This is a genomic window from Serratia sp. CY76391 (assembly GCF_052166695.1).
GTDB classification, from domain to species: Bacteria; Pseudomonadota; Gammaproteobacteria; order Enterobacterales; family Enterobacteriaceae; genus Serratia; species Serratia nematodiphila.
Map to the genome: position 1 here is coordinate 129,338 of NZ_JBJNOJ010000010.1, position 19,685 is coordinate 149,022.

Genomic DNA, 19,685 nt, shown 5'->3' on the forward strand with positions numbered 1-19,685 from the left:
GCGGCATCACTGCCGCGCCCCTCATGAGCGATTACTTGCTCTTTTTCAGGTGGCTCATCAGGCGCTTGCGCTTACGCATCTGGGTCGGCGTCAGCAGGTTGCGTTTGCCGGCGAACGGGTTGTCACCCTCTTTGAACTGGATGCGGATCGGCGTCCCCATCACATTCAGCGAGCGGCGGAAGTAGTTCATCAAATAGCGTTTATACGAATCGGCCAGATCGCTGACCTGGTTGCCGTGGATCACCACGATCGGCGGGTTGTAACCGCCGGCATGGGCATATTTCAGCTTCACGCGGCGGCCGCGCACCAACGGCGGCTGGTGATCGTCAACCGCCATCTGCATGATTTTGGTCAGCATCGAGGTGTTTACGCGGCGGGTTGCGCACTCGTAGGCTTCCTGTACCGATTCGAACAGGTTGCCGACGCCGCTGCCGTGCAGGGCGGAAATGAAGTGCACGCGCGCGAAGTCGACGAAGCCCAGACGCAGATCGAGCATCTCTTTCACGTGCTCGCGATCTTCTTCGCTCATGCCATCCCACTTGTTGACCGCAATCACCAGTGAGCGCCCACTATTGAGGATAAAGCCGAGCAGAGAGAGATCCTGATCGGAAATGCCTTCACGCGCGTCGATCACCAGCAGCACCACGTTGGCGTCTTCAATCGCCTGCAGAGTCTTGATCACCGAGAATTTTTCGACGGTTTCGGTCACCTTGCCGCGTTTGCGCACCCCGGCGGTGTCGATCAGCACGTACTCGCGTTCGTCGCGCACCATCGGAATGTAGATGCTGTCGCGGGTGGTGCCCGGCATGTCGTACACCACCACGCGCTCCTCGCCGAGGATGCGGTTAGTGAGCGTAGACTTACCGACGTTCGGGCGGCCGACGATCGCCAGCTTGATCGGCAGATCCTGCGGATTGAACGCTTCTTCCGGCTCTTCGTCTTCTTCGCCTTCCAGCGTTTCACCGTTTTGCTCAGCCCAGTAAGCGGCGTTGGCCTCTTCCTCGGTCAGCTCGACGTCTTCCGGTTTTTCCGGCACGAACGGCACCAGCACGTGTTCGATCAGCTGGGTCACGCCGCGGCCGTGAGAAGCGGCGATAGCGAACACTTCACCCAGGCCGAGCGAATAGAAATCGGCGGTGGCGGTGTCCGGATCCAGACCGTCGGTTTTGTTGGCCACCAGGAAGGTCGCCTTCTGGCGGCTGCGCAGGTGCTGGGCAATGCCCTGATCCGCCGGCATCAGGCCGGCGCGGGCGTCGACCATGAACAGCACGATGTCCGCTTCTTCGATCGCCAGCAGCGACTGACCGGCCATGCGCGTTTCGACGCCGTCTTCGGTGCCGTCAATGCCGCCGGTATCGACGATGATGAATTCATTGCCTTCGATTTCAGCACGACCATACTTGCGGTCACGCGTCAGCCCCGGGAAATCCGCCACCAGCGCATCACGCGTATGGGTTAAACGGTTGAACAAGGTGGATTTACCCACATTCGGGCGCCCGACCAGCGCGACGACAGGTATCATTGTTGAAGCCTCATTACTTAATAATCAATGCGTTACTGCACTGTGGATAGACACCAGCGGTGCAGCTTATAAAAATACGAAACGGCCCCTGAACACTCAGGAGCCGTTTTCAAGCCATGCGACGAGCGGCGTTAGCGGGTGAAAGCGTAAACTTTCCCGCCGCGAGCCTGGATGATCAGCTTGTCGCTGGCCACCATCGGCGCAGACAGGAAGCCGGAGCTGTCCACTTCCTGCTGGGCGACAAAACGGCCATCGGTGGTGTTGATCCAGTGCAGATAACCTTCGGCGTCACCGGTCACCAGATAACCATTATACATCACCGGCGGCGTCAGGTTACGGTGCAGCAGATCGCTCTGCGTCCACACGGTCACGCCGCCTTCGGTGCTGAGCGCCACTACGCGGTCGTTCTGATCGATCAGGTAGATGCGGCCCGCGTCGACGATGAAATCATTCACCGAACCCAGCTCGCGTTTCCAGATAATCTGGCCGGAACGCAGATCCAGCGCCGTCAGGTTGCCGTTGTAACCCAGCGCGTAGACCACGCCGTCAACGATCACCGGCGTGGTGTCCACGTCGTTCAGACGATCGATTTCGGTCGCGCCGCTCGGCTGAGAAATACGCTGTTGCCAGATAATCTGGCCCTGCTGCATCAGCACCGCACTGACGCGGCCGTTGTCACCGCCGACGATGGCGGCGCCAAAAGCGACGGCCGGCGCGGATTCACCACGCAGCGACAGCGAAGGCATGTCCAGGTTAACCGTCCACTTCACCGCGCCGTCGGCTTCGTTCAGCGCCTGCAACATGCCGTTGGAGGTGTGCACCAACACCATGCCGTCGCTGACAACCGGACGGGAGATCGCTTCGCCGGCCACTTTGGTCTGCCAGGCGATGGCGCCGTCGGCGGTGTTCAATGCGTAAACCACCGCTTTTTCGCTGCCGACGTAAACCTTGTCGCCCGCGACCGTCAGGCCGCCCGACAGCAGCGCAGACAGGTTGCTGGAGAAGAAACCGGTCTTCTCGGAGAGATTGACCTTCCACTTCTCGTTACCGCTGTCGGCGTCCATCGCTTTCACGATGCCGAAGCGATCGGCGGCGTAAATGGTGCTGTCCTGATAGGCCGGACGCAGGTGGGAGTAATACTCACCGATACCGTCGCCCACCGAGGTGCTCCACGCCTTGCTCGGCGTAAACTGATTTTCAACTTTCGGCAACGGCGACATGGTAACCACGTCTTCTTCGCTGTTAAACAGCGAGCAACCACTCAGCAAGGCAGCGGAAACCAGTCCGACCAAGAGTGTTTTACGCAATTGCATGGGAATTCCCCTTAGCTGGACAAGTTATTCAATTTCATGCGCAGCAGAACCTGCAGCGCCTGAGAAGCATTGGACTCAATGCCTTTGCTGTAAGCTTCGCGCGCGCCCTTGGCGTCGCCCTTGGCCAGCAATACATCGCCGCGCACATCCTGCATCATCGCCACCCAGCCTTCGCCTTTCACGCCATCCAGCGTTTTCAGCGCTTCATCCAGCTTTTTCTCCTGCAGCTGGACGCGCGCCAGACGCAGGTTGATCATCGCCAACAGGTTGTCGTCTTTGGTCTGGCCCTGCGCCAGCGCCAGCTGCTGCTGCGCCTTGGCGAAATCATTCTGTTCGACAAAGTGCTTGGCCAACTGCAGCGCGGCCAATACGCCGTAGCTGTTGCCGTTGGCCTGGACAAATTTCTCCGCGGCAGCCACGTCATCCGGCTTGCCGGCCGCCAGACGATCGCTGGCTTCCTGATAGGATTGCGATGCCGCCATCATGTTGGAGTTTTCATGGCTCTGCCAATAACGCCAGCCAACCAGGGCACCAATTCCGAGCACCACGCCCACCGCCAGCGCTTTGCCGTTCTCGGCAAAGAACCGACGCAGTGCGTCGACTTGTTCGTTTTCAGTGGTATAGACTTCCACGGTGTCCTTCTCCTTAACCTAACATCAAAGCCAGACGCGCAGCGACTTCGCTTTGCGCCAGCGTTTCTTGTTCACCACTGCGCAGGTCTTTCACCACCACCTGCTGCGCCGCCACTTCGCTCTCACCCAGGATCAGCGCGATGCGCGCGCCCCATTTGTCCGCACGGGTGATCTGCTTCTTGAAGTTGCCGCCGCCGTAATTGGTCATCAGCTTCAGCTGCGGCGCCGCGTCGCGCACCTGTTCAGCCAGCCGCATCGCCGCACTCTGGGTGCCCGCGCCGGAAGAAATGACGTACACGTCGATAGCCGACGGCGCCTTGAATTCCGGGTTGACCGCCTGCACCAGCAGCACCAGACGCTCGAGGCCCATGGCGAAACCGACCGCCGGGGTGGCGCGGCCGCCCAGTTGCTCGACCAGGCCGTCGTAACGGCCGCCCGCGCAGACGGTGCCCTGCGCGCCCAGGCTGGTGGTCACCCACTCAAACACGGTGCGGTTGTAGTAATCCAGACCGCGCACCAGGCGCTCGTTAACGGTATATGGGATACCTGCCTGCGCCAAAAGTTCACACAGACCGGCGAAGTGAGCACGGGATTCTTCATCCAGGTACTCGGACAGGCGCGGCGCGTCGTTCAGCAGCGCCTGCACCTCAGGATTTTTGGAGTCCAGCACGCGCAGCGGGTTGCTGTACATGCGGCGTTTGCAGTCTTCGTCCAACACCTCGACGTGCTGCTCCAGGAACGCCACCAGCGCGTCGCGGTAGTTGGCGCGCGCCTCCAGCGAACCGATGGAGTTCAGCTCCAGCTTGACGTGCTCGGCGATGCCCAGCGCTTTCCACCAGCGGGCGGTCAGCAGGATCAGCTCGGCGTCGATATCCGGGCCTTGCAGGCCGAACACTTCCGCGCCCAGCTGATGGAACTGACGGTAACGCCCCTTCTGCGGGCGCTCGTAGCGGAACATCGGGCCGATGTACCACAGACGCTGTTCCTGATTGTACAGCAGACCATGTTCGATGCCGGCGCGCACGCAGCCAGCCGTCCCTTCCGGACGCAGCGTCAGGCTTTCGCCGTTGCGGTCTTCGAAGGTATACATCTCTTTTTCCACGACGTCGGTCACTTCGCCGATCGCGCGTTTGAATAACGGGGTCTGCTCTACAATCGGCAACCGGATTTCGCTGTAACCGTAGCCGCCCAGCACCTGCTTGAGGGTGCCTTCAATACGCTGCCATAATGCCGTTTCTTCCGGCAGGTAGTCGTTCATGCCGCGAATGGCTTGAATGTTCTTTGCCACGTGAGTTCTCTGTCCGTTGTCTGTAAAAATGAACCCGATTATAGGGACTTTGCCGCCCGGTATTCAACGCGGATGCGGTTTTCTGCCCTTCAGGTTCATAAACAAGCGGGCCAACAGGCCCGCCGTGTAGCGATAACGCTTATTTTTCCAGCAGGTTGACCGTGATGCGTTTGCTTTCGTCCATCATCGCGGCCTTGGCGCGAATTTTCGCTTCCAGCTGGTCGATCATCTGTTCGTTGTCGAAACGCTCTTTCTGGCGCACGCCGTCTTCATAGAAGCCGCTCTTCTTGTGGCCGCCGGTTACGCCCATGGTGGACACCAGCGCTTCGCCCGGGCCGTTCACCACGCAGCCGATGATCGAAACGTCCATCGGCGTGATGATGTCTTCCAGGCGCTGCTCCAGCGCGTTCACCGTGCCGATCACGTCGAACTCCTGACGCGAGCAGGTCGGGCAGGCGATGAAGTTGATGCCGCGCGCGCGGATGCGCAGCGACTTCAGGATGTCGAAACCGACCTTCACCTCTTCGACCGGATCCGCCGCCAGCGAGATGCGCAGGGTATCGCCGATGCCTTCAGACAGCAGCATACCCAGGCCGATGGCCGATTTGACCGACCCGCTGCGCGCGCCGCCGGCTTCGGTGATGCCCAGGTGCAGCGGCTGATCGATGCGCGACGCCAACAAGCGGTAGGATTGCACCGCCAGGAACACGTCCGACGCCTTGACGCTGACCTTGAACTGGTCGAAGTTGAGGCGATCGAGGATGTCGACGTGGCGCATGGCGGATTCCAGCAGCGCTTCCGGCGTAGGTTCGCCGTACTTTTCCTGCAGGTCTTTTTCCAGCGAGCCGCCGTTGACGCCGATGCGAATCGGGATGTTCTTGTCGCGGGCGCAGTCCACCACCGAGCGAATGCGCGATTCGTTGCCGATGTTGCCCGGGTTGATGCGCAGGCAGTCTACGCCATATTCGGCCACCTGCAGTGCGATGCGATAATCAAAGTGGATATCGGCGACCAACGGCACGTTGACCTGCTGCTTGATCAGTTTGAACGCCTCGGCGGCGTCCATGGTAGGAACCGAAACGCGGACGATGTCGACGCCCACGCGCTCCAGCGCTTTGATCTGATTAACCGTTGCTTCAACATCGGTGGTACGGGTGTTGGTCATCGACTGCACGGCAATCGGCGCGCCATCACCAATAGGCACCTTGCCGACGTAAATGCGTGTAGATTTTCGACGGTTGATGGGCGCTTGGTTATGCATTACTTACTCTCCATTGCTGCTCTGACATCACGACCGGTGCCGCGCGATTACTGCGCGGCGACGGTCAGGCGAGCAACACGGTTTGACTTAACGAACCGGCTTAAATCAACCGGTTTACCCTGATACTGGATCTGAACTGCCGCCGGCGCACCGATGGTCAGTTTGTACGGCGCAGTGCCGGTCAGGTTCAGCTTGCCGCCTTGCTTCTGGGTGCCGCTGAACAGCGTTTTACCGCTCGCGTCAGTCACCTGCAGCCAGCAGTCGGCGGAGAAATCCATCACCAGCGCGTTCGGATCGGCCGCCGGCGCAGCCACGCCCGCATCGGCGGTCGGCAACGGCGCTTGCGCCACCGGCGCGGTTTCCGGCAGGGTGGTCTGGCTTGGCGACACCACGGCAGGCTGCTGCTGAGCCGCGCTCGGCGCCTGGGCGGTCGCCGCCGGCGCCTGAGCCGCTGCGCCGGTATCAGCCGGCGCGGCGCTGTTGTCGGTCAACGGCACGTTGGTGCCGGCGTCGGCATTGCCGTCGGTCAGCGGCACGGACTGCCCTTCGTTATTCTGTGAAAGCTGCGCCGAGGATTGATCGGCCATGGTGGCGATCTCTTCCTGCTGCGCCTTGTGGTTTTGCCACCACCAGGCGCCGGTCAGGCCGATCACCACGAACACGATAAGCCAGGTGAAGCTCATCAGCCAGCCGTCGCGTTTCTTGCGACGCTTGCCCAGCGAGAAACTTTGCATCGGCGCCACTTTCGCCATCTTCAACGGCGCCTGCTTGGCCAGCATCGGCAGCAGTTCGTCTTCCGGCAGATGCACCAGCTTGGCGTAGGAACGGATGTAGCCGCGCACGAAGGTGGACGCGAGGTCAGCGGACACGCTGTCTTCCTCGATATCGCGCACGGTGGACATTTTGAGACACAGGCGTTCTGCAACGGTCTGTTGGCTCAGCCCGAGTTGCTCACGGGCCTGACGCAGGCGCTGGCCCGTCGTCATGGATACGGTTTTATCTTGGGAGGCTTCAGTATTCATTAGCTAAGAACTGCTGGTACTGTTTGGATTGTGGAAAACTTCGCGCTAGCTGCTTGCCATAGCGTTGAACGCTATCCTGGCGGCCGGCTAACGCGGCGAAACGAATCTGTAACCATAAGCTGCTGGCGCTGGCCGGCAGAACATGCTGATAAACATCCAATAAAAGTTGCGACTGGGCGCGCTTCCCTTCTCCAAATTGCTTTTCGGCCTCCGCCAGCAGCGGAGCGCCTTTGTCCGGATCGACTTTTAGCGCGCGGCTCAACAGCGTGCGCGCCTCATCGTTTTGTCCGGCCTTGAGAAAACAGTAACCTGCGTTTTCCAGGCTGTCGGCGACCTGGCCATAATCGGGCGCCAGCGCCGCAGCGCTAAACTGCTGTTGCGCCGGTACATACTGCCCTAAACCGCAAAGAAACGCACCGTAATTATTCAGTACGGTGCCATTGCCCGGCGCAAGTTTGAGCGCTTGCCGATAACGCTGTTCGGCCTCGGCGTTTTCACCGCTGCGCTGCGCGTAGAGCGCCATGCCCAACTGCGTGCGGTAATCCTGCGGGGCCGCGTCCAGCGCCTTTTCCAGGTTCTGGCGCGCGGCGTTCATGTCGCCTTGCTGCAGGTACTCCAGGCCCAGCTGCAACCGCGTCTGGCCCGCTTCAGAGACCTGTGCTTCCTTTTCCGGTGCTGAACCGGAACACCCGGCCAACAGTCCTGCCGCCAGCCACACCCCCCACAGTTTCAGCTTCATGCCCGCATTCATTTCCTTATCGGCCGCCAGCTAACGCCCATTAGCGTCAATCTTTCGCATAACAGGCTGTTAGATAACAAAAAAATGGTGCTATAGGATTCAGACCGCCCGTACGTTGATAGGTTCCCCGGCCATTTTCTTTTTCAGGGTACGCTTGGTACGGTCGATCACTTCACCCGCCAGTTGCCCGCAGGCGGCGTCGATATCGTCACCACGGGTTTTACGAACAATAGTCGTAAAGCCGTATTCCATCAACACCTTGGAGAAACGATCCACCCGGCTGTTGGAGCTGCGGCCGTACGGAGCGCCCGGGAACGGGTTCCATGGGATCAGGTTGATCTTGCACGGCGTGTCTTTCAGCACTTCCGCCAGCTGATGCGCGTCGTCGGTGCTGTCGTTGATATGATCCAGCATCACGTACTCGACGGTGACGCGGCCCTGGTTGGCGTTGGATTTCTCCAGGTAGCGACGCACCGCGGACAGGAAGGTCTCGATGTTGTACTTGCGGTTGATCGGCACGATCTCATCGCGGATGGTGTCGTTCGGCGCGTGCAGCGAAATGGCCAGCGCCACGTCGATCATGTCGCCCAGCTTGTCCAGCGCCGGCACCACGCCGGAGGTAGACAGGGTCACGCGCCGTTTGGACAAGCCAAAGCCGAAGTCGTCCAGCATGATTTCCATCGCCGGCACCACGTTGTTCAGGTTGAGCAGCGGCTCGCCCATGCCCATCATCACCACGTTGGTGATCGGGCGTTGGCCGGTCACCTTCAGCGCGCCGATGATCTTCGCCGCGCGCCACACCTGGCCGATGATTTCCGACACGCGCAGGTTGCGGTTGAAGCCCTGCTGCGCCGTCGAACAGAATTTGCACTCCAGCGCGCAGCCTACCTGCGAGGAGACGCACAGCGTCGCGCGGTCGGCTTCCGGGATATACACGGTTTCGACCTGCTGATCGCCCACCTTAATCGCCCACTTGATGGTGCCGTCGGCCGAACGCTGTTCTTCCGCCACTTCCGGCGCGCGGATCTCCGCCACGCGCTGCAGCTTGCCGCGTAGGACTTTGTTGATGTCGGTCATCTGCTCGAAATCGTCGCAGCAGTAGTGATAAATCCACTTCATCACCTGATCGGCGCGGAACGGTTTCTCGCCCATTTCGGCGAAGAACTCGCGCATTTGCTGGCGGTTCAGATCCAGCAGGTTGATTTTGGCCGCAGCCGGTTGCTCCACGTTAACGGAGGGGGTAGTCAGCGAATTATTTTCAGACACGGTGTGCTCGGACGTGATGGGTTCTAACATAATGATCTCTGGCCTCGTTATTACACGTTATGGCGCTAAAGAATGGAAAGTAAGTTGTGCATTTCAGCCCGCATGATTCGGGTGGCGGCACTAAAAACACGCCCCTGACAAGTCGTCTTATCAGGGGCGCGGCATTGTACAAATTTTAGTAGCGGGTTTCTATGGCTGAAAGGCATTCAGGGCATTTTTATTGTTTCAGCCGGTGAATGCCTGGCTATCAGCAACGGCACGATTAACGTGCGCAGATTTCGCTTTCGTTGAAGAAGTAAGCGATTTCACGCTGTGCGGATTCAACGGAGTCGGAACCGTGAACGGCGTTAGCGGTGAAGCTGTCCGCGTAGTCGGCGCGCAGGGTGCCGGCCAGTGCGTTGTCCGGGTTGGTTGCGCCCATGATGTCGCGGTTGCGCTGCACGGCGTTTTCAGATTCCAGAACCTGCACCATGATTGGGCCGGAGGTCATGAACTCAACCAGACCGTCGAAGAATGGGCGGCCTTTGTGCTCAGCGTAGAAGCCTTCAGCTTGCTCGCGAGTCAGACGCAGCATTTTAGCGGCGATGATTTTGAAACCGGCGCGCTCGAAACGCGCGTAGATAGCGCCGATGTCGTTGTTGGCTACAGCGTTTGGTTTAACGATGGAAAAGGTACGTTCTACGGTCATGATGGCCTCTGTATGACTTCCAAAACAGGCCGGTCTGCAATGTTGCCGGCCTTCTCAAGTGGCGCAGATTATATGTGCGCCGTTAACGCTTGCCTACGGGAAAATCAACATTTCATTAAAAAAATATGATCTTCATTCGCCACTTTCAGCGGCGCACCGACGTTATTGGGTCTTGTCGGTAGACGGGATCACATTGCGCAGCCAACTGCCCCAGCGGCGCTGATAAAACGGCTGCGTATGGGCGATCAGGTAGTGACTGATGCCCCGCTCTTTCTCCGATACCAGGCAGAAATCCACCGGTTCGTCATTCGGTGCCGTTTCGCTGGCGACGCTGCCGGCCTCGTTGATCAACGCCTCGATCTCCGCCGGCTCGGCATCCACTTCCAGCCCGATCAGCAGATTCGGCTTCTCGTCCGCCGCCTGGTCGTGCATCAGCGCCAGAAACGCGCGACGCACCGGCTTACGCTGGCTAAACAGCGTGGTCAGCGCATCCACCATCGCCGACGGATACTCTTCGGGCTGCCCCAACAGGATTTGGGTCTCTTTGTCGACGTAATGCTCCACCGGTTTGACGACGCCACCGGTCGCCAGCAGCATCGCCACCTCTTCCGGATAGAACTCTTTGCCGTACTCCGCCTTCGGGTTGAGGAACAGATCCGCACCCTGGGTGATTTCGAACAGCACCCGCGCCGGCATGGCGATGAACGGCTGTTCGTCCTCAACGGCCTTCTGCAACGCATCCAGCGAAGTGAAGAACGGAATGATGCTGCCGCCGTCCTGCTTTTCCCAATGCTGGATATTGACCGGCGTATCCGCGTTCAGCGTAATGTCGCCGTCCTGCTGCACCTGCTCGCTGTCGCCGAGGATCAGCACCGTGGCGTCGAGCAGTTCACGGAAGAACGCCGGACGGTGGGCCGGCTCCGTCACCGCCAGCTTCAACAGGCGTTCAAGTTCGTTCTCGCTCGGGGCGGCATCGTGATGATGGGCACTCATGGCAAACTCCAGGGATCAAATAGCGAGGCCCAGCATGCTGGGCCCCGAAGATAATGCGCATTCTAGCGCCCGACGCGGCGGGCGTTCAATTATTTGGCTTTGCTCAGCAACAGATTGGCCAGGGTGCGCACGCCCAGCCCGGTCGCGCCGGCCGACCACTGATCCACCGCGCCTTTGCGGTAGGTGGCGGAACAGTCGATGTGCAGCCAGCCCTGTTGGTAATTCTTGACGAAATGCGACAGGAAGGCCGCCGCGGTGCTGGCACCGGCGGTATAGGCCGGGCCGGCCACGTTGTTCAGCTCGGCGAAGTTGGACGGCAGCTGGCTGCGGTGGAACTCGGCCAGCGGCAGACGCCAGAACGGCTCGTGCTCGGCGGCGGCGCTGCTCAGCAGCTCCTGCGCCAGCGCGTCGTCAAAGCTGAACAGCGCGTGATAGTCGTTGCCTACCGCGGTTTTCGCCGCGCCAGTCAGGGTGGCGCAGTCGATAATCAGCTGCGGGTTCTGCTCAGAAGCGTCGATCAGGCCGTCGGCCAGCACCAGGCGCCCTTCCGCATCGGTGTTCATCACCTCGACGGTTTTGCCGTTGCGGTAGCGAATGATGTCGCCCAGTTTGAAGGCGTTGCCGCTGACCATGTTGTCGGCGCAGCATAGGTACAGCTTCACGCGCTGCTTCAGGCCGCGCGCCGCCGCCAGCGCCAGGGCGCCGGTGATGGTGGCCGCGCCGCCCATGTCGGATTTCATCGAATCCATAAAGGCGCTTTGCTTCAGGCTGTAGCCGCCGCTGTCGAAGGTGATGCCCTTGCCGACCAGGCATGCGAACACCGGCGCATCCGGGTTGCCGGTCGGGTTGAAGTCCAATGCCAGCAGCACCGGCGGGCGCTCGGAGCCGCGGCCGACGGTGTGGATGCCGGCATAGTTCTGCTCGCGCAGATCTTCGCCCTTGGTGATGCGGTAGCTGACGGCATCGCAGCCGACGTCGCACATCAGATCGACGGCGCGGGTCGCCAGTTGCTCCGGCCCCAGCTCTTCCGCCGGCATGTTGATGGTGTCGCGCACCCAGTCGACGATCTTCAGGCGCTTATCCAGTTCCTGACGCGCGGCTTCCGGCAGCTCGGCCCATTCGACGTTGCGCTGCCCTTTCGGCCCGCGATAGCCTTGCCAGAACGCCCAGCTGTTTTCCAAATCCCAACCGTCGCCGGCCAGCTTGACGTTTTTGATGCCCTGGCCGTCAATTTTGCGGCCCGCGCGCTGGATCGCGCCCAGCTTGTCGGCGCCGGTCAGGTGAATGGTCATCCCTTCGCCGTTGGTGCTCAGCAGCGCTTTTTCGCCCCAGCGGGCGTCGGCAGGTTGTTGCGACAGCGTGACCTGCATGAATTCTGTTGTCATAGCCTTCTTACTCCGGATTATTCTTTTATTAATCTTGTCGGATACAAAATAAACGGGCCGCCCATGGCAGCCCGTTACGCTATTTACTCCGCTTCATCTAACCAGACCAGCAGGATCGCTTCCAGTATTTTTTCGTTGGAAGCCTGTGGATCGTCATCGAACTCTTCCAGATCGCAGATCCACTGATGCATGTCGGTAAAACGCACGGTTTTCGGATCGGTATCCGGGTATTGGTCGTACAGGGCTTCGCCGATTTCACGGCTGTCGGTCCACTTCAGTCCCATTATGATCTCCGGGTTGACGCTGCGGCTAACAATTAATGCTCACGCGCGTGGTTGACGGTATAACGCGGCATTTCGACCACCAGATCTTCGTCGGCGACCAGCGCCTGGCAGCTCAGACGGCTTTCCGGCTCCAGCCCCCACGCTTTGTCCAGCATGTCGTCTTCCAGCTCGCTGCTCTCTTCCAGCGAATCGAAGCCTTCACGCACGATGCAGTGGCAGGTGGTGCAGGCGCAGGATTTCTCGCAGGCGTGCTCGATTTCAATGCCGTTGCGCAGCGCAACGTTGAGGATCGACTCCCCTTTTTCGGCTTCCAGAACCGCCCCTTCCGGGCAAAGATCTTGATGGGGCAGGAAAACAATTTTAGGCATGGTTAAACCTCATCCACAGAATGGCCAGCCAGCGCGCGGCGAATGGAAGCGTCCATGCGGCGCGCGGCAAAATCTTGCGTTTGTGCATCTAATGTTTTGATGGCGTCTTCGATAGCGGCGGGATCTTCACCCTGCGCCGCCTGCTGCAACGCCTGGGTCGCGGCGGCGATCGCCTGGCTTTCCGCCTCGCTCAGCAGCGCGGCGTCGGTGGCCAGCGCGCCCTGCAGGCTTTCCAGCACCCGCGCAGCTTCCACGCGTTGCTCCGCCAGCTTGCGCGCGCCCACGTCGCTTTGCGCGTTGGCCATCGAATCCTTGATCATGCCGGCGATTTCACTGTCCGACAGGCCGTACGACGGCTTGACCTGGATCGAGGCTTCAACGCCGGTGGATTTCTCCATCGCGGTGACGCTCAGCAGGCCGTCGGCATCCACCTGGAAGGTGACGCGAATGTGCGCGCCCCCGGCGGGCAGCGGCGGCAGGCCGCGCAGCGTAAAGCGCGCCAGCGAACGGCAATCCTGCACCAGCTCGCGCTCGCCCTGCAGCACGTGGATCATCATCGCGCTCTGGCCGTCTTTAAAGGTGGTGAACTCCTGCGCGCGCGCCACCGGGATAGTGGTGTTGCGCGGGATCACTTTCTCCACCAGGCCGCCCATGGTTTCGAGGCCCAGCGACAGCGGGATCACGTCCAGCAGCAGCATGTCGCTGTCCGGTTTGTTGCCCACCAGGATGTCGGCCTGGATCGCGGCGCCGATGGCGACCACTTTATCCGGATCGATCGACGTCAGCGGCGTGCGACCGAAGAAGGCGCCCACTTGCTCACGCACCAACGGCACGCGGGTGGAGCCACCAACCATCACCGTTTCCAGCACCTCGTCGGCGGCGACGCCGGCGTCTTTCAGCGCCCGGCGGCAGGCCATCAGCGTGCGTTTCACCAACGGAGCGATCAGCGCTTCAAACTGGGCGCGAGACACCTCGCCCTGCCAGCCGGCCACCTCGACGCGCACGCTGTCGGCATCGCTCAACGCGATTTTGGCGGCGATGGCAGCATCCAGCAGTTGGCGCTGCACGCCGTGGTCGCTGCGATCGGCCACGCCGGCCTGCTCGCGCAGCCAGTCGGCCAACAGATGATCGAAGTCGTCGCCGCCCAGCGCGGAATCGCCGCCGGTCGCCAGCACTTCGAACACGCCGCGGCTGAGGCGCAGAATGGAGATATCAAAGGTGCCGCCGCCCAGATCGTAAACCGCGATCACCCCTTCCTGGCCGGAATCCAGCCCATAGGCGATCGCCGCCGCAGTCGGTTCGTTCAACAGGCGCAGAACGTGCAGGCCGGCCAGACGCGCCGCGTCTTTGGTGCCCTGGCGCTGCGCGTCGTCGAAGTAAGCGGGAACGGTGATCACCACGCCGTCCAGCTCGCCTTCCAGCGCCGCTTGCGCGCGCGCGGACAGGGCCCGCAGGATATCGGCGGAGACGCCGACCGGATTAACCGGGCCGGCGGCGGTGACGATCAGCGGCAGGCCGTTGTCGCTGGCCTGAAATTGATACGGCAGGTTCGGGTAACGTTGCTGCACGTCCGCCAACGAGCGGCCCATCATGCGTTTGATGGAGCTGACGGTATTGGCCGGATCCTGCGCCGCCTGTTGGCGCGCCTCCCAGCCGACGCGCTGCGCGTCCGCCTGATAATGCACCACCGAAGGCAGCAAATGGCGCCCCTGTTCGTCGGCCAGCGTTTCCGCCTGCCCGCTGCGCACCGTGGCGACCAACGAGTTGGTGGTGCCTAAGTCGATGCCGGCGGCCAAGCGTCGCTGGTGCGGCGCGGCGCTGAGGCCAGGCTCACTAATTTGTAATAAGGCCATGTTGAAGCTTCCACAATCAGAATCAGAAGGTGTTACTCAAAACCCAGCAGTTTTTCTTCGAGTTGTTCAACCTGTTGCTGGAGTTTGTCCAAAAAGCGCAGCTTGCGCACGGTGTCGGCGGCGTCCGCCCACTGCTCACTGTCCAACTGCTGCAGCATCAGCGCGCTGCGCTGTTTGATGGAGACGGCCAGCCGCGCGCCGAAATCGGCCAGCAGGCTTTCCGCCTCCGGCTTGCGCTCAATGGCGTCGAGCTCTTCGCGCAGTTCCAGCTGTTCCATCAGGAACGCGGTGTCGCGCATCGTATGCTGTTCGTTGCCCAGATCGAAGCCGTGCAAAGATAGCATATACTCCGCGCGTTTTAACGGGTGCTTCAGCGCCTGGTAGGCTTCGTTGATGGTCGCCGCCTGCTGCAACGCCATCAGGCGTTCGCGCTCCGGTTGGTTGGCGAAACGATCGGGGTGGAATTGGCGTTGCAGATCCTGGAAGCGGGACGCAAGCAGGCTGCCGTCCACGGTGTAGCGAACTGGCAGCCCGAATAAAGTAAAGTAATCCATAGCGTGCTCTGGGCGTTAGCGGATGAAGTTCCCCCGCCGAAACGGGGGAGCACGATGGACTGTCAGACGTTGAAACTCTCGCCGCAGCCGCACTCGCTTGAGACGTTCGGGTTGTTGAACTTGAAGCCTTCGTTCAGGCCTTCCTTAACGAAATCAAGCTCGGTGCCGTCAAGGTAGACCAGGCTCTTGCCGTCGATGATCACCTTGATGCCTTTGTCTTCAAATACGATGTCGTCATCGTTGGCTTCGTCAACAAATTCCAGCACGTACGCCATCCCGGAACAGCCGGAAGTTCGCACTCCCAGACGCAGGCCGAGACCTTTGCCGCGGTTCGTCAAAAACGCCTGAACACGCTGCGCAGCGCTGTCGCTCATGGTAATAGACATCACAACCTCACACTTCACATCAAAGCCCGGCGCGGCCGGGCCGACTCAGACAAATTACTTGGCGCTATGCTTGCTCTTATAGTCGGCAATCGCTGCTTTGATGGCGTCTTCAGCCAGGATCGAGCAGTGAATTTTGACCGGCGGCAATTCCAGCTCTTCAGCGATCTGGGTATTTTTGATCGCTTCAGCCTGATCGAGCGACTTGCCTTTCATCCATTCGGTCACCAGCGAGCTGGAGGCGATGGCGGAACCGCAGCCGTAAGTTTTAAAGCGCGCGTCTTCGATGATGCCTTCATCGTTAACCTTGATTTGCAGCTTCATGACGTCGCCGCAAGCCGGCGCCCCTACCATGCCGCTGCCGACGGTAGGATCTTCGTTGTCGAAAGAACCCACGTTGCGCGGGTTTTCATAATGATCGATTACTTTTTCGCTGTAAGCCATGACCTTGCTCCTGAAACCTGAGAATTAATGATGCGCCCATTCGATGCTGTTGATGTCCACGCCCTGCTTGAACATTTCCCACAGCGGGGACAGATCGCGCAGACGGCCGATGGATTTACGCACCAGTTGAATGGTGTAGTCGATCTCTTCTTCCGTGGTGAAACGCCCCAGGGAGAAACGGATCGAGCTGTGCGCCAATTCATCGCTCATGCCCAGCGCGCGCAGCACGTAGGACGGCTCGAGGCTGGCGGAGGTACAGGCTGAACCGGAAGAAACGGCCAGGTCTTTCAGCGCCATGATCAGCGACTCGCCTTCAACATAGTTGAAGCTGACGTTCAGGATGTTCGGTGCGCCGTGCTCCAGATCGCCGTTCAGATACACTTCTTCCATATCTTTCACGCCGTTCCACAGACGGTCACGCAGGGTGCGCAGACGCGCCATCTCTTCGGTCATCTCTTCTTTGGCGATGCGATAAGCTTCACCCATGCCGACGATCTGGTGGACAGGCAGGGTACCGGAACGCATGCCGCGCTCGTGACCGCCGCCGTGTACCTGCGCTTCGATGCGGATGCGCGGCTTGCGGCGTACGTACAGCGCGCCGATGCCTTTCGGGCCATAGATTTTGTGGCCGGAGAACGACATCAGGTCGACTTTCAGCTTGCTCAGATCGATAGGCAGTTTGCCCACGCTCTGGGTAGCGTCAACGTGGTAGATGATACCGCGCGCGCGGCACATTTCGCCGATCGCTTCGATGTCCTGCACCACGCCGATTTCGTTGTTAACGTGCATGATGGAGACCAGAATGGTGTCATCGCGCATCGCCGCTTCGAGATCCTGCAGGCTGATGATGCCGTTGCTCTGCGGCGCCAGGTAGGTCACTTCAAACCCTTCGCGCTCCAGCTGACGGCAGGTGTCGAGCACGGCTTTGTGTTCGGTTTTGCTGGTGATGATGTGCTTGCCTTTTTTCTGGTAGAAATTGGCAGCGCCTTTGATCGCCAGGTTGTCGGATTCGGTCGCCCCGGAGGTGAAGACGATTTCGCGCGGGTCAGCGCCCACCAGTTCGGCGATTTGGTTACGGGCGATGTCTACCGCCTCTTCCGCCTGCCAACCGAAACGGTGGGAACGGGAAGCCGGGTTGCCGAAAGTGCCGTCCAGGGTCAAAAACTGCATCATCTTCTCAGCAACGCGCGGGTCAACCGGCGTCGTTGCTGAGTAATCCAGATAAATCGGTAATTTCATTGCTCTTGTGCTCCGTACATCACTTCCAAAAACTAAAATAATTTCGCCAGCTGCTTATGCGCGCAGATTAACGTTGATAGTTTCTTGCGGACGACCGTTGGCCGTGCGGCGCGTATCGTTGTTTTGACGATCCGCCACCACCAGCACTTCCTGGTTGTTGACCAGTTCTGCCAGCGTAATGTTGTTCAGGAACCCGCTGATGCGCTCGCTCAGATCGCGCCACAGGGCGTGGGTCAAGCAGCGATCGCCGCCCTGACAGCCTTCTTTGCCCTGGCAACGGGTTGCATCTACCGATTCATCGACAGCAGTGATGACAGCGCCAACGGCGATCTCACCCGCGTCTTTACCCAGCAGATAACCACCGCCCGGACCGCGCACGCTGGCCACCAGGCCATTCTTGCGCAGACGGGAGAATAATTGTTCCAGATAAGAGAGCGAAATACCCTGGCGTTCGGAAATGTCCGCCAGTGGCACCGGCCCTTCCTGAGAATGCAGCGCTACGTCGAGCATAGCGGTTACGGCATAACGGCCTTTGGATGTCAGTCTCATAGCTCAATGGTTACCTGTTGGTCAAATATGGCCGAAAGTCTGACATTCCCGAGTAAAACAGTCAACTATTTAACCCAGTAATTAACTCAAGTATTAGCACGTTTTGAACTTAGCAAGAACAAAGGTATATAAAATACATGTTATAACCTTTGGATAACTAATACTATTGTCGCCCACCGTGATGCCACATCAATTAATTACCTTGATGTTTATCCTGTTTCTCGATCGACGTCAGCATGCCGCGCAGGATATTCAGCTCCTGCCCTTCCGGGCGCGCGCGGGTGAACAGCCGACGCAGACGGTTCATCACCTGGCCCGGATGCGACGGGCGAATGAAACCGGTGCGCTGCAGCGTCTGCTCCAGATGCTGATAGAAACGCTCGAGGTCGTCCACCAGCGGATACGGCGTCTCTTCCAGCTGTGGCGCGCCCGCCTGTTGGCGATCGAGGTAAGCCACGCGCACTTCGTACGCCAGGATCTGCACCGCCATCGCCAGGTTCAGCGAGCTGTAGTCCGGGTTGGCCGGAATGGCGACGTGGTAGTGGCACTTTTGCAATTCATCGTTGGTCAGCCCGACGCGTTCGCGGCCGAACACCAGCGCCACCGGCGCGTGCTCGCCTTCGTGCACCGCGCGCACGCCGCATTCGCGCGGCTCCAGCATCGGCCACGGCAAGGTGCGAGAACGTGCGCTGGTGCCCACCACCAGGCTGCAGCCGGCGATGGCGTCATCGAGGGTATCGACGATAGTGGCGTTGCCGATCACGTCGCTGGCGCCGGCGGCCAGGGCGATGGCCTGAGAATCGGGTTTGATCAGCGGATTAACCAGATAAAGGTTGGTTAAACCCATGGTTTTCATGGCTCTGGCGGTCGAGCCCATGTTGCCGGTATGTGAAGTCTCTACCAGAACAATGCGGATATTGTGCAGCATACAAACTCTGAGCGTGGCGGAAAATCGCAGCATCTTAACACAGCCGTAGGCAATTTGCCGAACAGCTGCTATACTTCGCGCCGTTTCCTGTTCTTTAACATCCTAGTTGGAAGATACCCATGCATCCGATGCTGACTATCGCCGTGCGCGCTGCGCGCAAGGCCGGTAACCTGATTGCCAAAAACTACGAAACCCCGGACGCTGTAGAAGCGAGCCAGAAAGGGACCAATGACTTCGTCACCAACGTCGATCGCGATGCAGAGCATCTGATCATCGACGTCATCCGCAAGTCTTATCCGCAACACAGTATCGTGAGCGAAGAACGCGGTGAGCTGATCGGCGAAGATCGCGATGTGCAATGGGTGATCGATCCACTGGATGGCACTGCAAACTTCATCAAACGTTTCCCTCATTTCTCCGTTTCCATCGCCGTACGCATCAAAGGCCGTACCGAAGTGGCCGTGGTTTACGATCCAATGCGCAACGAACTGTTCACCGCCACGCGCGGCCAGGGCGCACAGCTCAACGGTTACCGTCTGCGCGGCACCAACGCCAAAGATCTGGATGGCACCATCCTGGCGACCGGCTTCCCGTTCAAAGTCAAACAGCACGCCACGCCTTACATCAACATCGTCGGCAAACTGTTCACCCAGTGCGCGGACTTCCGCCGCACCGGTTCCGCTGCGCTGGATCTGGCCTATGTCGCCGCCGGCCGCGTGGACGGTTTCTTCGAAATCGGCCTGAAGCCGTGGGACTTCGCCGCAGGCGAACTGCTGGTGCGTGAAGCCGGCGGCCTGGTCACCGACTTCGTCGGCGGCCACAACCACTTCAGCTCCGGCAACGTGGTCGCAGGCAACCCGCGCGTGGTGAAAGCCATGCTGGCCACCATGCGTGAAGAACTGAGCGAAGCGCTGAAGCGTTAATCGCCAGAAGCGAATCGAAAAAAAGCGCTGCCAATGCAGCGCTTTTTTTAT

At 59.9% G+C, this 19,685-nt stretch carries 21 protein-coding genes; 1 reads left to right on the plus strand and 20 read right to left on the minus strand.

Going from position 1 to position 19,685, the window contains the following annotated elements:
• Positions 1–31: 31 nt before the first annotated feature.
• The 20 genes from der to trmJ all read right to left on the minus strand — a co-directional run bounded on the left by der (position 32) and on the right by trmJ (position 18,711).
• Positions 32–1,522 (minus strand): ribosome biogenesis GTPase Der, encoded by a 1,491-nt coding sequence (gene der / locus ACJ8PN_RS19010; RefSeq protein WP_004941442.1) that lies wholly within the window; start codon positions 1,520–1,522, stop codon positions 32–34.
• A 131-nt stretch (positions 1,523–1,653) separates the two neighbouring features.
• Positions 1,654–2,835 carry an outer membrane protein assembly factor BamB gene (gene bamB, locus ACJ8PN_RS19015; protein WP_004941440.1) on the minus strand — a complete coding sequence of 394 codons (1,182 nt, stop codon included), beginning with the start codon at positions 2,833–2,835 and terminating at the stop codon, positions 1,654–1,656.
• Positions 2,836–2,846: 11 nt separating this feature from the next.
• Positions 2,847–3,467: a YfgM family protein gene (locus ACJ8PN_RS19020; RefSeq protein ID WP_033632329.1), complete on the minus strand. Its 621-nt coding sequence runs from the start codon at positions 3,465–3,467 to the stop codon at positions 2,847–2,849.
• Between the two features lie 13 nt (positions 3,468–3,480).
• Positions 3,481–4,755: a histidine--tRNA ligase gene (gene hisS / locus ACJ8PN_RS19025; protein ID WP_049299977.1), complete on the minus strand. Its 1,275-nt coding sequence runs from the start codon at positions 4,753–4,755 to the stop codon at positions 3,481–3,483.
• Positions 4,756–4,894: 139 nt separating this feature from the next.
• Complete coding sequence (ispG, locus tag ACJ8PN_RS19030) at positions 4,895–6,016, minus strand: flavodoxin-dependent (E)-4-hydroxy-3-methylbut-2-enyl-diphosphate synthase (RefSeq protein WP_004941434.1); 1,122 nt, start codon at positions 6,014–6,016, stop codon at positions 4,895–4,897.
• Positions 6,017–6,063: 47 nt separating this feature from the next.
• Positions 6,064–7,038 carry a cytoskeleton protein RodZ gene (gene rodZ, locus ACJ8PN_RS19035; RefSeq protein ID WP_033632328.1) on the minus strand — a complete coding sequence of 325 codons (975 nt, stop codon included), beginning with the start codon at positions 7,036–7,038 and terminating at the stop codon, positions 6,064–6,066.
• Complete coding sequence (gene pilW / locus ACJ8PN_RS19040) at positions 7,028–7,777, minus strand: type IV pilus biogenesis/stability protein PilW (RefSeq protein WP_171454554.1); 750 nt, start codon at positions 7,775–7,777, stop codon at positions 7,028–7,030. Before pilW ends, rodZ begins: the two co-directional genes overlap by 11 nt.
• Positions 7,778–7,876: 99 nt before the next feature.
• A complete protein-coding gene (locus ACJ8PN_RS19045; RefSeq protein ID WP_004941426.1) occupies positions 7,877–9,073 on the minus strand; it encodes a bifunctional tRNA (adenosine(37)-C2)-methyltransferase TrmG/ribosomal RNA large subunit methyltransferase RlmN in 1,197 nt (398 codons plus the stop codon).
• 232 nt (positions 9,074–9,305) lie between these two features.
• Positions 9,306–9,731, minus strand: a complete 426-nt coding sequence (gene ndk, locus ACJ8PN_RS19050) for a nucleoside-diphosphate kinase (protein ID WP_004941424.1) — start codon at positions 9,729–9,731, stop codon at positions 9,306–9,308.
• 162 nt (positions 9,732–9,893) lie between these two features.
• Complete coding sequence (gene sseB / locus ACJ8PN_RS19055; RefSeq protein WP_171454555.1) at positions 9,894–10,724, minus strand: enhanced serine sensitivity protein SseB; 831 nt, start codon at positions 10,722–10,724, stop codon at positions 9,894–9,896.
• A gap of 89 nt (positions 10,725–10,813) precedes the next feature.
• Complete coding sequence (pepB, locus tag ACJ8PN_RS19060; protein WP_033632327.1) at positions 10,814–12,109, minus strand: aminopeptidase PepB; 1,296 nt, start codon at positions 12,107–12,109, stop codon at positions 10,814–10,816.
• Between the two features lie 83 nt (positions 12,110–12,192).
• On the minus strand, positions 12,193–12,393 hold the full coding sequence (gene iscX / locus ACJ8PN_RS19065; RefSeq protein ID WP_006327336.1) for a Fe-S cluster assembly protein IscX: 201 nt from the start codon (positions 12,391–12,393) through the stop codon (positions 12,193–12,195).
• A 32-nt stretch (positions 12,394–12,425) separates the two neighbouring features.
• Positions 12,426–12,761 (minus strand): ISC system 2Fe-2S type ferredoxin, encoded by a 336-nt coding sequence (gene fdx / locus ACJ8PN_RS19070; protein ID WP_004941417.1) that lies wholly within the window; start codon positions 12,759–12,761, stop codon positions 12,426–12,428.
• A gap of 2 nt (positions 12,762–12,763) precedes the next feature.
• Positions 12,764–14,614, minus strand: coding sequence for a Fe-S protein assembly chaperone HscA (gene hscA, locus ACJ8PN_RS19075; protein ID WP_171454556.1), 1,851 nt, complete (start codon positions 14,612–14,614; stop codon positions 12,764–12,766).
• A gap of 32 nt (positions 14,615–14,646) precedes the next feature.
• On the minus strand, positions 14,647–15,168 hold the full coding sequence (gene hscB, locus ACJ8PN_RS19080) for a co-chaperone HscB (RefSeq protein ID WP_004941412.1): 522 nt from the start codon (positions 15,166–15,168) through the stop codon (positions 14,647–14,649).
• Between the two features lie 62 nt (positions 15,169–15,230).
• Complete coding sequence (iscA, locus tag ACJ8PN_RS19085; RefSeq protein WP_004941410.1) at positions 15,231–15,554, minus strand: iron-sulfur cluster assembly protein IscA; 324 nt, start codon at positions 15,552–15,554, stop codon at positions 15,231–15,233.
• A gap of 54 nt (positions 15,555–15,608) precedes the next feature.
• On the minus strand, positions 15,609–15,995 hold the full coding sequence (gene iscU / locus ACJ8PN_RS19090) for a Fe-S cluster assembly scaffold IscU (protein WP_004941408.1): 387 nt from the start codon (positions 15,993–15,995) through the stop codon (positions 15,609–15,611).
• Between the two features lie 24 nt (positions 15,996–16,019).
• Positions 16,020–17,234, minus strand: coding sequence for a cysteine desulfurase (gene iscS, locus ACJ8PN_RS19095; RefSeq protein WP_015378780.1), 1,215 nt, complete (start codon positions 17,232–17,234; stop codon positions 16,020–16,022).
• A gap of 54 nt (positions 17,235–17,288) precedes the next feature.
• Positions 17,289–17,783 (minus strand): Fe-S cluster assembly transcriptional regulator IscR, encoded by a 495-nt coding sequence (gene iscR, locus ACJ8PN_RS19100; protein WP_004941404.1) that lies wholly within the window; start codon positions 17,781–17,783, stop codon positions 17,289–17,291.
• 193 nt (positions 17,784–17,976) lie between these two features.
• Positions 17,977–18,711, minus strand: a complete 735-nt coding sequence (trmJ, locus tag ACJ8PN_RS19105) for a tRNA (cytosine(32)/uridine(32)-2'-O)-methyltransferase TrmJ (protein WP_015378781.1) — start codon at positions 18,709–18,711, stop codon at positions 17,977–17,979.
• 119 nt (positions 18,712–18,830) lie between these two features.
• On the opposite strand from trmJ, the gene suhB reads away from it, so the two are divergent.
• Positions 18,831–19,634, plus strand: a complete 804-nt coding sequence (gene suhB / locus ACJ8PN_RS19110) for an inositol-1-monophosphatase (protein WP_004941400.1) — start codon at positions 18,831–18,833, stop codon at positions 19,632–19,634.
• Positions 19,635–19,685: the final 51 nt, after the last annotated feature.